The sequence below is a fragment of the Roseicyclus sediminis genome (genome assembly GCF_025515305.1).
GTDB classification, from domain to species: Bacteria; Pseudomonadota; Alphaproteobacteria; order Rhodobacterales; family Rhodobacteraceae; genus Roseibacterium; species Roseibacterium sediminis.
In genome coordinates this window covers 97442-108159 of the sequence record NZ_JAOPHT010000002.1, presented here as the reverse complement: position 1 = coordinate 108159, position 10718 = coordinate 97442, and the positions used below count along the sequence as shown (strand labels likewise).

General features: G+C 67.4%; 12 protein-coding genes and 1 tRNA gene. 3 read left to right on the top strand and 10 right to left on the bottom strand.

Annotated features, from left to right (window positions below; genetic code table 11):
• Nucleotides 1–26: 26 nt before the first annotated feature.
• Both N8I71_RS03010 and N8I71_RS03005 read right to left on the bottom strand, forming a co-directional pair.
• Nucleotides 27–101, bottom strand: a tRNA-Val gene (locus N8I71_RS03010).
• Nucleotides 102–195: 94 nt separating this feature from the next.
• Nucleotides 196–513 carry an HU family DNA-binding protein gene (locus N8I71_RS03005; RefSeq protein ID WP_262876447.1) on the bottom strand — a complete coding sequence of 106 codons (318 nt, stop codon included), beginning with the start codon at nucleotides 511–513 and terminating at the stop codon, nucleotides 196–198.
• A gap of 16 nt (nucleotides 514–529) precedes the next feature.
• Here N8I71_RS03005 and N8I71_RS03000 point away from each other — a divergent pair, with 16 nt between their 5' ends.
• Nucleotides 530–868: a hypothetical protein gene (locus N8I71_RS03000; protein WP_262876446.1), complete on the top strand. Its 339-nt coding sequence runs from the start codon at nucleotides 530–532 to the stop codon at nucleotides 866–868.
• Here N8I71_RS03000 and N8I71_RS02995 read toward each other — a convergent pair.
• Nucleotides 865–1650 carry a polysaccharide deacetylase family protein gene (locus tag N8I71_RS02995; RefSeq protein ID WP_262876445.1) on the bottom strand — a complete coding sequence of 262 codons (786 nt, stop codon included), beginning with the start codon at nucleotides 1648–1650 and terminating at the stop codon, nucleotides 865–867. The genes N8I71_RS03000 and N8I71_RS02995 overlap by 4 nt on opposite strands.
• 290 nt (nucleotides 1651–1940) lie before the next feature.
• On the opposite strand from N8I71_RS02995, the gene N8I71_RS02990 reads away from it, so the two are divergent.
• Nucleotides 1941–2126 carry a hypothetical protein gene (locus N8I71_RS02990; protein ID WP_262876444.1) on the top strand — a complete coding sequence of 62 codons (186 nt, stop codon included), beginning with the start codon at nucleotides 1941–1943 and terminating at the stop codon, nucleotides 2124–2126.
• Nucleotides 2127–2273: 147 nt separating this feature from the next.
• On the opposite strand, the gene lon is transcribed toward N8I71_RS02990, so the two are convergent.
• The 6 genes from lon to N8I71_RS02960 form a co-directional block, all read right to left on the bottom strand.
• Nucleotides 2274–4673: an endopeptidase La gene (gene lon / locus N8I71_RS02985; protein WP_262876443.1), complete on the bottom strand. Its 2400-nt coding sequence runs from the start codon at nucleotides 4671–4673 to the stop codon at nucleotides 2274–2276.
• Nucleotides 4674–5277: 604 nt separating this feature from the next.
• Nucleotides 5278–6408 carry a tRNA guanosine(34) transglycosylase Tgt gene (gene tgt / locus N8I71_RS02980; RefSeq protein WP_262876442.1) on the bottom strand — a complete coding sequence of 377 codons (1131 nt, stop codon included), beginning with the start codon at nucleotides 6406–6408 and terminating at the stop codon, nucleotides 5278–5280.
• A 45-nt stretch (nucleotides 6409–6453) separates the two neighbouring features.
• Nucleotides 6454–6777: a TfoX/Sxy family protein gene (locus tag N8I71_RS02975; RefSeq protein ID WP_262876441.1), complete on the bottom strand. Its 324-nt coding sequence runs from the start codon at nucleotides 6775–6777 to the stop codon at nucleotides 6454–6456.
• 1 nt (nucleotide 6778) lies between these two features.
• Nucleotides 6779–7165 (bottom strand): HesB/IscA family protein, encoded by a 387-nt coding sequence (locus N8I71_RS02970; protein WP_262876440.1) that lies wholly within the window; start codon nucleotides 7163–7165, stop codon nucleotides 6779–6781.
• Nucleotides 7166–7216: 51 nt separating this feature from the next.
• Complete coding sequence (locus N8I71_RS02965) at nucleotides 7217–7918, bottom strand: DUF3307 domain-containing protein (RefSeq protein ID WP_262876439.1); 702 nt, start codon at nucleotides 7916–7918, stop codon at nucleotides 7217–7219.
• Nucleotides 7919–8077: 159 nt separating this feature from the next.
• Nucleotides 8078–8440 carry an SUF system Fe-S cluster assembly protein gene (locus tag N8I71_RS02960; RefSeq protein ID WP_262876438.1) on the bottom strand — a complete coding sequence of 121 codons (363 nt, stop codon included), beginning with the start codon at nucleotides 8438–8440 and terminating at the stop codon, nucleotides 8078–8080.
• Between the two features lie 169 nt (nucleotides 8441–8609).
• Here N8I71_RS02960 and tpiA point away from each other — a divergent pair, with 169 nt between their 5' ends.
• Entirely contained in the window at nucleotides 8610–9359 is a 750-nt protein-coding gene (gene tpiA / locus N8I71_RS02955) for a triose-phosphate isomerase (RefSeq protein ID WP_262876437.1), read from the top strand.
• A 3-nt stretch (nucleotides 9360–9362) separates the two neighbouring features.
• On the opposite strand, the gene N8I71_RS02950 is transcribed toward tpiA, so the two are convergent.
• Nucleotides 9363–10634, bottom strand: a complete 1272-nt coding sequence (locus N8I71_RS02950; protein ID WP_262876436.1) for a PPC domain-containing protein — start codon at nucleotides 10632–10634, stop codon at nucleotides 9363–9365.
• Nucleotides 10635–10718 lie beyond the last annotated feature (84 nt).

The window sequence follows — 10718 nt, the reverse complement described above, 5'->3', positions numbered from 1 at the left end:
GGCAAAGTTGGCGATCAGGAGGGAACTGGTGGGTGATGAGGGATTTGAACCCCCGACATCTTCGATGTGAACGAAGCGCTCTACCACTGAGCTAATCACCCGCCGAGTGGAGGCGGTTTAGCCATCCTCGGATGGGTTCGCAAGGGGGCAATCGGGCACCTGCGGCGCGCGACCGGTGCGGCCGGCCGGCCGGGCTCAGGCGCCCGGACCGCCGCCTCCGGTCCGCTTGAGCTTGAGCGTCAGGATGTCGCCGCCGGGCCGGGGAACCCGCTTCTTGACCGAGATCTTGCCGAGCGGCGGCACGACGAGTTCGTCGCTGTCCTCCAGCATCCGGCCGACCTCTTCGAGGACGAGTTCCATGGCGAGCTTGAGGTCCGAGCGCCGCATCGCGCTGCGCTTGGCGACGGCGTCGAGCAGGTCGCCGCGGCGCACCGGTTCGGCGGACGGAGCGGTCGCCGCGACCGCCACATCGGGGCCTGCGGCAGTGTCGGCGCCGGACGCCGGTGTCGTCACGGCCTTCGCGGGCGCCTTGGGCGCATCCTTCGCGGCGGCGGAAGCGGAGGTTGCCTTGCCGGTCCTCGCCGTGGTGGTCTTCGCGGGGGTCTTGCCGGTCGCGGGCGCCTTCGCCGTCTTGGCCGCAGTGGCCGCGGATGCCGGTTTAGAAGCCGCGGTCTTCCTGGCCGTCCCTGTCGTCTTCTTCCGGGATCCCGCGGGGGTCGATTTGCGCGCCGCGCCAGTCTTCGTCGATGTCGCCATTTTTCTGCTCTGGTCCTCTGCGGTTGATTGTTTCCGCTTGAGATACAGCGTAACCGACCGGCAGCGCACTGGCCAGCTTTCTTGCGTAAGGGGGCTGAGCGGGCTGTCCTAGCCTTGCTGGCTCCGCGCCGCGATGCGCATGCGCCGGCTATCCCAGCGCGGCCATCCGATCAGTTCCGACACCGTGACGAACCGGAAACCGCGCGAGGCCAGCCCCTCGATCGTCGCCGGCATCGCCCGGACCGTGGCGCCATGGATGTCGTGGGCCAGCACCACGTCGCCCGGATGGCTCCGGTTGACGATGCGCTGCGCCACGACCGAGCTGCCGGGGCGGCGCCAGTCCTCGGGGTCGACCGACCACAGGACGGTCGGCATGCCGCGGGCCGCGTGCAGCATCAGACGCTGTTGGGGGTAGAGGTTGCCATAGGGTGGCCGCATCGTGACCGGGATGCGCCCCACGGCGTTCATCACCGCCTCGTTGGTCCGGTCCACCTGGTTCAGGATGCTGGCATCGGAATGGCCGAAAAGGCTCGGGTGGGACCACGTGTGGTTGCCGATCTCGTGCCCTTCGGAGGCGATGCGCGCGGCAAGCTGGGGATGCTGCGCCACGCGCGATCCGATCACGTAGAAGGTCGCGCGAATGTTGTAACCCGCAAGCAGGTCGAGCAGCTGCGGCGTCAGGCTGTGGTGCGGCCCGTCATCGAACGTCAATGCAACCAGCGGCTGGCGTGTCGAGATCCGGGTGACCGTCGCCTGCATGCCCGAGTCGATCGAGCCACGGCCGGGAAAGGCCGCCTCGACGAAGGACTGCGCTTCCGCGCGCCCGACGAGCGCCGGCGCCGCCAGCGCGGCAGTCGCGGTCAGAAGCAGATGGCGTCGGCTGAGATCCGGCATGAAGAACTCTCTTGGCGGCGACGGGAGAATCGCCTGCGTCAATTTTATCCACAGGTTCCGTTTTGCCGCGAGCCGATCAAGAAGAGGCCCCGAAAAAAGCGGCGCGAGCCGTCGATCGTGGTCCGCAGGCCACGCAGAACGGCAAACCAGTGTCATTTCGGTGACTCGTTGCCGGCAAGATTCCGCCCATCGCTTGCAAAGGGCCCGCGTCACCTCCGACAGTTGGCCTGCGCCCTCCGCACGTGCCGGGGTGGCCACGAACTTTTTACCAGCTGCCAGGGACCAAACCCATGAAAAGACTCGCCTCTGCCGCCGCGATCAGCCTCGCGCTCGTCGCCGGAACTGCCCATGCCGGTGGCATGGTCGAACCCGCCATGACCCCCGCCGTGATCATCGAGGACACGGCCGCAAGCAGCGGCGGGATCCTCGTGCCGATCCTGTTCCTGATCTTCGTGGCGGCAGTCACGCATCACTGACAGGCCCCAGGGCCTCGATGACGGCAGCCCGGGGGTGCCGCCCGCGAAACCCAAGCCCGCGGATGGCCCAATGGGCTAAGAAAGAAGACCCGCCGCGATGGAACGCGGCGGGTCTTTTTCATGTCACTGGTCGGTGGGCGACCGCGCTCAGTGCGCGACCGCTGCCTCCCCGCCGCCTTCGAGCTTCGCCTGCGCCGCGGCGGCCTCCTCGGCCTCCTCGTCCCAGTCGATCGGCTCGGGCGCGCGGACCAGCGCCTTCTCCAGCACCTCCGACACGTGCGCGACGGGGATGATGGTCAGCCCCTCCTTCACGTTGTCGGGGATCTCGGGCAGGTCCTTCGCGTTCTCTGCCGGGATCAGCACCGTGGTGATCCCGCCGCGCAGGGCCGCCAGAAGCTTTTCCTTCAGCCCGCCGATCGGCAGGACGTTTCCGCGCAGCGTGACCTCGCCCGTCATGGCGATGTCCTTGCGGACCGGGATCTGCGTCAGGACCGAGACGATGGAGGTCACCATCGCGATCCCCGCGCTCGGCCCGTCCTTGGGCGTCGCGCCCTCGGGCACGTGCACGTGGATGTCCCAGCGGTCGATCCGGGGCGGTTTCACCCCGATCTTCGGCGCGATGGACCGGACGTAGGAGGCGGCCGCGTCGATCGACTCCTTCATCACGTCGCCGAGCTTGCCCGTGGTCTTCATCCGGCCCTTGCCCGGCAGACGCAGCGCCTCGATCGACAAGAGGTCGCCGCCGACGGACGTCCAGGCAAGCCCCGTGACGACGCCGATCTGGTCCTCCTTCTCGGCGAGGCCGTACTTGAAGCGGCGCACGCCCAGCATGTCCTCGAGAGTATCCGGCGTCACCTCGACGTGGTCCGTCTCCTTCTTGAGGATCTTGGTCAGCGCCTTCCGAGAAAGCTTGGCCAGTTCACGCTCGAGGTTCCGGACACCGGCCTCGCGGGTGTAGTAGCGGATCACGTCGGTCAGCGCCTCATCGGTGACGGCGAATTCCCTCGCCTTCAGACCGTGGTTCTTGATCTGCTTGGGCAGCAGGTGCCGCCGCGCGATCTCGCGCTTCTCGTCCTCGGTGTAGCCGGCGAGCGGGATGATCTCCATCCGGTCCAGAAGCGGCCCGGGCATGTTGTAGGAGTTCGCCGTGGTGATGAACATCACGTTCGAGAGGTCGTATTCCACCTCGAGGTAATGGTCGGCGAAGGTCGAGTTCTGCTCCGGATCCAGAACCTCCAGCATCGCCGAGGCCGGATCGCCGCGGAAGTCCTGTCCCATCTTGTCGATCTCGTCGAGCAAGATGAGCGGGTTCGTCGTCTTGGCCTTCTTCAGCGCCTGGATGATCTTGCCGGGCATGGAGCCGATATAGGTCCGGCGGTGGCCGCGGATCTCGCTCTCGTCGCGCACGCCGCCGAGCGATATGCGAATGAACTCGCGCCCCGTGGCCTTGGCGACGGACTTGCCGAGCGAGGTCTTGCCCACGCCGGGCGGGCCGACGAGGCACAGGATCGGCCCCTTCAGCTTGGCCGAACGCTGCTGCACGGCGAGGTATTCGACGATCCGTTCCTTGACCTTCTCAAGCCCGAAGTGGTCGTCATCCAGCACCTTCTGGGCGCGCCCAAGGTCCTTCTTGGTGCGCGACTTCACGCCCCACGGGATCGACAGCATCCACTCGAGGTAGTTGCGCACGACGGTCGCCTCGGCGCTCATCGGGCTCATCGACTTGAGCTTCTTGATCTCGGCCTCGGCCTTTTCACGGGCCTCCTTCGACAGCTTCGTCCTGGCGATACGCTCCTCGAGCTCGGCCACTTCGCCGCCCTCGTCGCCATCGCCCAGCTCGCGCTGGATCGCCTTCATCTGTTCGTTGAGATAATACTCGCGCTGCGTGCGCTCCATCTGCGACTTCACGCGGGTCTTGATCTTCTTCTCGACCTGCAGAACAGACATTTCGCCCTGCATCAGGCCATAGACCTTCTCCAGCCGCTCGGCCACGTCGAGCGTCTCCAGCAGGTCCTGCTTCTGTGCCACCTCGATACCGAGATGCCCCGAGACGAGGTCGGCGAGCTTGGCGGGATCGGTCGTCTCCGAGACGCTGGTCAGGGCGTCCTCGGGGACGTTCTTCTTCACCTTGGCATATTTCTCGAACTCCTCGGCCACCGACCGCGTCAGCGCGGTAACCGCCGCGGGGTCCCCCGGCTCTTCTGCGAGGGGCGACACCCGGGCCTCGAAGAAATCCTCGGTCGCGGTGAATTCCTCGATCTGCACGCGCGCGCGGCCCTCGACCAGCACCTTCACGGTGCCGTCGGGGAGCTTGAGCAGTTGCAGCACGTTGGCGAGCACGCCGGCGCGGTAGATGCCGTCGGGCGTCGGATCGTCCACGGCAGGGTCCATCTGGCTCGACAGGAGGATCTGCTTGTCGTCCTGCATCACCTCTTCCAGCGCGCGAACGGATTTCTCGCGCCCGACGAAGAGCGGCACGATCATGTGGGGAAACACCACGATGTCGCGCAGCGGCAGGACAGGATAGGTTGCGTTATGCTCTGGCATCTTGCCTTCCTCGGTTCTTGGCAGAAGGGCCCACCTTTTCGCGGTGCGTCGGCCCCGTCATGCGGCAGCCTCCTGGCCCTCCCCGGTCAGGAGAGTGGAATCTGGGGCGCGGCCCCGTCGGTTTCAACCGCTTCTGCCCATGCGCCCGGAATGGGGAACAGTCTGCATCCCCCGGCCTGCGGCCACAATGGCGAAACCGGCCGCGAACCCGGCACCATGCTGCGACGAAGGTTCACGGCACGAGCTATCCACAGATTTCGGCGGTATCCGCGGGAAAGTTGACATGGATCAATTTCCTGCAACTTTTTCGTATGCAATGGTTCAGGTGTCTCCAACGTCGCGTGGAGGCCGATCTGGGGGAAGGACCGGTCCGGCGGATTTATGGCCGACCAACAAACGGGGGGAATTGTCTTCCCGCGGGTCCAAGGGAGCATAGTCATCCACGATCCCGACGGCCGACCGCGAGGTTAACAGCGGGACACCAAACCCTGAACTTGGGTGGGACTGCCCCTGTTCCCACTCGACTAGGCCCGCCGGTTTTCACCCTCCGGCGGGCCATTGTTTTTGGCTGGCGGCGTGTCGACGCGGGAGAGGCTGCGGCGTGTCAGAGCGGGGGGATATCACCCTCGGCGCGGCGCGCGTGGAACGCCGCCTCGAAGGCGGCGAACCGGTCCTCGGCGATCGCGGCGCGCATCCCCGCCATCAATTCCTGGTAGTAATGCAGGTTGTGCCAGGTCAGGAGCATCGAGGCGATGATCTCGCCCGCGCGGAAGACGTGGTGCAGATAGGCGCGGGAATATCCACGGCAGGCGGGACAGGCGCACGCCTCGTCAAGCGGGCGCGGATCGTCCGCATGCCGCGCGTTCTTGATGTTCACGACGCCATGGCGGGTGAAGGCCTGCCCGGTCCGCCCCGAACGCGAAGGCAGGACGCAATCCATCATGTCGATCCCGCGTGCCACGGCACCCACGATGTCGTCGGGCTTGCCCACGCCCATCAGGTAGCGCGGGCGGTCCTGCGGCAGCATATCGGGCGCATAGTCGAGAACGCCGAACATGGCCTCCTGCCCCTCGCCCACGGCAAGGCCGCCGACCGCGTAGCCGTCGAACCCGATTTCCCTGAGTTTTTCGGCGCTTTCCTCGCGAAGCTCGCGCGTCACGCCACCTTGCTGGATCCCGAAGAGCGCGTGCCCCGGCCGATCCCCGAAGGCCGCCTTCGACCGCTCCGCCCACCGCATGGAAAGCCGCGTGGCACGGGCCACCTCGTCATCGGTGGCAGGCAGCGCGGGACATTCGTCGAAGCACATCACGATGTCCGAGCCGAGAAGCTTCTGGATCTCCATCGACCGCTCCGGGCTCAGCATGTGCCGCGATCCGTCGATGTGGGAGCGGAACTGGACCCCCTCCTCGCTCAGCTTCCTGAGGTCCGCGAGACTCATCACCTGGAAACCGCCCGAGTCGGTGAGGATCGGCTTTTCCCAGTTCATGAAGCGGTGCAGGCCGCCCAGCCGCGCGATGCGCTCGGCCGTGGGGCGCAGCATCAGGTGATAGGTATTGCCGAGCAGGATGTCGGCGCCGGTGGCCGCGACGCTTTCGGGCAGCATCGCTTTGACGGTGGCGGCCGTCCCCACCGGCATGAAGGCGGGCGTGCGGATCTCGCCGCGCGGGGTCGAGATGACGCCTGCGCGCGCCTTGCCGGAGGTGGCCTTGAGAGAGAAGGAAAAACGGTCAGCCATGGCACCCCTGTCGCGCGTTTCGCGCGGCGGGACAAGTCCCGCGCCTCAGAGATGCGCCAGCGCCCTTCGCGCCCAGTCGCAGGCGAGGTCGGGATCGTCGAAAGCGGCATCGGGCATGGACCAGTAGGGCATAGCGGTCGGCTTGCCCCCCTCGCGGGAATAGGTCCAGCGGGTGCATCCCGCAGCCTCGAGTTCGTCGATGAAATCCCCGGCGCCCTTCAGAAGCAGCGCGCCGTCGGACATCAGGATCGCGAAGATCGTGCCCTCGTGATAAAGGCAGAGACCGCCCATCATCTTGCGCGTGGCGATGTCACCAAGGCCCGAGAACAACTCGACCGCACGGTCGATATCGCCCTGCGAGACGGCCATCTCAGCCGCGCGCGGCGGCCTGCTCGGCCTCGAGTTCCTCGACATCCTTGAACTTGATCGACTCGCCGCAGCCGCAGGCATCCGCGACGTTGGGGTTGCGGAACCTGAAGCCCGCTTCGAGCAGGGAAACCTCGTAATCTATCTCGGTGCCGAACAGGAACATCTGCGCCATGGGGGCGATCATCACGCGGGCGCCGTCCTGTTCCACGATCTCGTCATGGGGATCGACCTCGGTCACGTAGTCCATGGTGTATTCCATGCCCGCGCAGCCGCCCTTCTTCACGCCGATGCGCAGGCCCTGCGACCCGTCGCGCGCCATCAGCTTCGCGATCTGCCTGGCGGCGGCCGGTGTGATGGAAACGGCCTGCTTGCCGGGAATGCCGAACATGGATGCGTCCTTTCTGCTCCCACTTGAGTGTATGTGCGAAACCGCCTTTTCTCAAGGGCCGCCAAGGGAGGCGGCGGCAAGACGCGTGACGATTGCCGCAGTCGCGAGACCGGTGGCGAACGCCCAACCGAAGCTTGCCAGCGTTCCGGTCGCGATCCGGCCGAGCGCCGCCGGACGGCGCGCGCCGGACAGGCCGATCCAGGCGGCCTTGGCCGCAAGGAGCGCGCCGGCCCACCAGGGCTGACCGACCGTCACGCTGATGAAGACCAGCGCGCGTTCGACGAGGCCGGTCTGCGCCCCCTGCCCGGAGGACGCCTCGCCGGCCTTCCCGCCCACGAGATAATCGATGGCGAACTGGCCTGCGCGCGTGGCGAAGATCAGTCCGGCCAGTCCCGCGATCGCGGCAGGTATCCAGGCCGGCGCCATGTCGGCCCAGACCCCGAGCGCCCAGGCCTCCGGGAACAGGGCGGCGACCGTCGCGATGGACATCAGATGCAGCGCCTGATCGGCGAGATAGCTCCAGAGCCGCGAGGGCATCAGCAGGGTCTTGGTGGCATCGATAGCGAGATGCGCCGCCGTCACGACAAGGACCGGCAGGGAGACCTGCCCGAGGCAAAGCAGGGCGGTGACGAAGACGAGGCCGATATGCACGGCGAAACCCGGGCCACGCTTGGACACGACGATCCAGCGCGTCTGCAGGACATAGTCGGCAAGGACATGGGCCAGCAGAAGTGCCGCGAAGGTCTCAAGCATGGCGCGGCGTTCCCGACCGTTCGCAGCCCGGATGGACCGCTCGGGGCGCTTGCGCACCACCGGATCTCAGGGATGGGGGCAAGGCGCGCTCCGTCGGTTGGACGGCGATAGTGTCTGGGGTGGGGAGAGGCCGCAACAGGTTGGATCGCAGGCGATGGCCTACATGAAGCCAAGCTCGAGGCGCGCCTCGTCCGACATCATGTCCATGCCCCAGGGCGGATCCCAGGTGATCTCGACATCGACCTGCTTCACGCCTTCGAGCGGTTCGATGGCATCGGCGACCCAGCCCGGCATCTCTCCGGCGACGGGGCAGCCCGGCGCGGTCAGCGTCATCACGACGTTCACCGCGTTGTCGGGCGCGATGTCGATCGTGTAGACCAGCCCGAGGTCGAAGATGTTCACCGGGATCTCGGGGTCGTAGACCGTCCGGCACGCCTCCACGATGGTGTCGTAGAGGGGATGGTCGGTGCTCGACGGCCGGATCAGCGGCGCGCCTTCCATCATCTCGGGGTTCTCGGCCATGCGTCCGGTCCTCTGCCTTCTGGTATCCGTCGGCGAAATCTGAGCAAAGATATAAGGATTACCGAGCAGGGGGTAAAGACCCGCCGGTCCGGGACGCCCGGCTTGACCCCGGGGGCCTATCTTGCCATCCACGGGGCCGCACCCCTCCCACACGGAAAGGAACGGGCCGATGCGCGTGAAACTGGCTGCGGGCAACTGGAAGATGAACGGCCTCGCCGCCGACCTGGCGGAGATCGACGCGCTTGCCGCCGCTCACCCCGCGCCACGGTCCGAGGTGCTGATCTGCCCGCCGGCGACGCTGATCTCGCTCATGGCCGCGCGTGCGGCCGGCGGCCCGGTCAAGGTTGGTGCGCAATGCTGTCACCCGGCCGAAAGCGGTGCCCATACCGGCGATCTTTCGGCTGCGATGCTGGCCGACGCGGGCGCGTCCTACGTCATCGTTGGACATTCCGAGCGGCGCGCCGACCATGGCGAGGGCGATGACGACGTCCGCGCGCAGGCCCGCGCGGCCCTTGCGGCGGGACTTCGGGTCATCGTCTGCGTCGGCGAGACCGAGGCACAGCGCGACGCCTCGAACACGCTCGACATCATCTCGGGCCAGCTTGCGGGCTCGGTGCCCGACCTCGTCACCGGCGACAACCTCGTGATCGCCTACGAACCGGTCTGGGCCATCGGCACGGGCCGCACGCCCACCACGGACCAGATCGGCGAGGTGCACGATTTCATCCGCGCGCGGCTGGAGGCGCGCTTCGGCGCGGGCGTGGGACGGTCCGTGCGCATCCTTTATGGCGGGTCGGTCAAGCCCGGCAACGCGACCGAGATCTTCGCGGTGTCGAACGTCGACGGCGCGCTTGTGGGCGGCGCCTCGCTGAAGGCCACCGATTTCGGCGCGATCATCGCCGCGCTCGACGAAGCCTGAGCGCTACTGCGGCGCGCGCACGAAACGCTCGGCCGACAGGCGGATCGTGCCCATGTAGCCATCGGAGTATTGCCGCACGGCCAGAAGATAGATGCCGACATCGAGCCGTGTCAGGATCTGGCTGTTCAGCGTCCCGTTGCTGTCATCGTTGTAGGCGATCTCCTGGCCGCCCGCGTCGTAAAGGATGATGACGGGGTCCGAGTCCCGCACCTCCACCGCGTCGATCACCAGAAGCGTGGGCGCGCCCACCTCGAAGGACAGCCAAACCGCCTGGGTGCCCTGCACCTGCAGGTCGCGCACCGAGACCGGCGGCAGGAGCCCCATCGCGGTGACCGGCCAGGAGCCGTCGAGCGGCGGCGCGGCCTCGCCCGATGCGATCAGTTCCGCCTCGGCCGCCGCCGCATCGAACCGCAGAACCTGGAGCGTCACCGGAAGGTCGGGATCGGAAAGCGCGCGCATGCCCACGCAATAGGTGCCGGGCTGCAACGGCGGGTCGGTCATGTCGATGCGGGAGTTGAGGCTGGCGTAATCGTCGTTCTCCGCAAGAAGCGCACCCGATCCGTCGAAGAGGTAGATGTAGGGGTCCGCGGCCTCGTTATGGGCGCGCAGGGACAGGCTTTGCGGGGTGGCGAGGGTGAACCTGTAATAGGGCGTGTCTGTCACGGTCCCCGTCGCCTGCGCCCCGCCCAGATCGAGCGCGGCCTCGATCGGACCCTGCGTCAGGGCGACAGCCGGCGTATCGGCGGTGCAGGGCTGGATGCCGACGAATTCGGGGCCGGTCAGCCCGCCACCGGGTTCGAAGAAGCCGCCGGCAAGTCCGACCGTCAGCGGCTCGTGCTCCAGACGGCCCACCCGGATATCGGCGGCAAGCGTCGAGCCCCCGAAGCCGCGCACGGCAAGGCAATAGCCACCCGGAGCCAGCTCGGTCTCGGCGCGCGAGTCGAGGCCGCCTCCGGAATCGTCATCGGTGACGATCAGCGCGCCCGACGCGTCGTAGAGTTCCAGAACCGGGTCCCCGTTCGCCGAGGCCGCCTCGAGCCTGAGGGGCATGGGCGCGGACAGCGTGAACAGCGCCACTGCGGGGGCGCCCAGCGGCACGGAGACCCCGCCGAGCGTCAGGGCATCGGCCGCCATGGCAGGGTCCGATGCCTCGGGCGTCCCGCCGATCCATGCCCCCCCGGCACCGATCCCGCCACACTCGGGCGCCTGGGCCAGCGCGGGATGGGCAAGCAGGCAGAGCGCGGCAAGGCTCAATGCGGTGGACTGGGCTTTCATCGCGACTCCTCCGGTTCGGACGCCGCGCTCTCGCCGCGGCCCGGGCCGACGATAGACCGGCTGCGCACCGCCGCGCCAGCGAAA

Bases quoted from the DNA above. Each gene is read 5' to 3' on its own strand.
- N8I71_RS02990 (WP_262876444.1), top strand. From the start codon at position 1,941: ATGAAAAGACTCGCCTCTGCCGCCGCGATCAGCCTCGCGCTCGTCGCC.
- N8I71_RS02965 (WP_262876439.1), bottom strand. From the start codon at position 7,918: ATGCTTGAGACCTTCGCGGCACTTCTGCTGGCCCATGTCCTTGCCGAC.
- N8I71_RS02950 (WP_262876436.1), bottom strand. From the start codon at position 10,634: ATGAAAGCCCAGTCCACCGCATTGAGCCTTGCCGCGCTCTGCCTGCTT.
- tgt (WP_262876442.1), bottom strand. From the start codon at position 6,408: ATGGCTGACCGTTTTTCCTTCTCTCTCAAGGCCACCTCCGGCAAGGCG.
- N8I71_RS02975 (WP_262876441.1), bottom strand. From the start codon at position 6,777: ATGGCCGTCTCGCAGGGCGATATCGACCGTGCGGTCGAGTTGTTCTCG.
- N8I71_RS02970 (WP_262876440.1), bottom strand. From the start codon at position 7,165: ATGTTCGGCATTCCCGGCAAGCAGGCCGTTTCCATCACACCGGCCGCC.
- N8I71_RS02995 (WP_262876445.1), bottom strand. From the start codon at position 1,650: ATGCCGGATCTCAGCCGACGCCATCTGCTTCTGACCGCGACTGCCGCG.
- N8I71_RS02960 (WP_262876438.1), bottom strand. From the start codon at position 8,440: ATGGCCGAGAACCCCGAGATGATGGAAGGCGCGCCGCTGATCCGGCCG.
- lon (WP_262876443.1), bottom strand. From the start codon at position 4,673: ATGCCAGAGCATAACGCAACCTATCCTGTCCTGCCGCTGCGCGACATC.
- tpiA (WP_262876437.1), top strand. From the start codon at position 8,610: ATGCGCGTGAAACTGGCTGCGGGCAACTGGAAGATGAACGGCCTCGCC.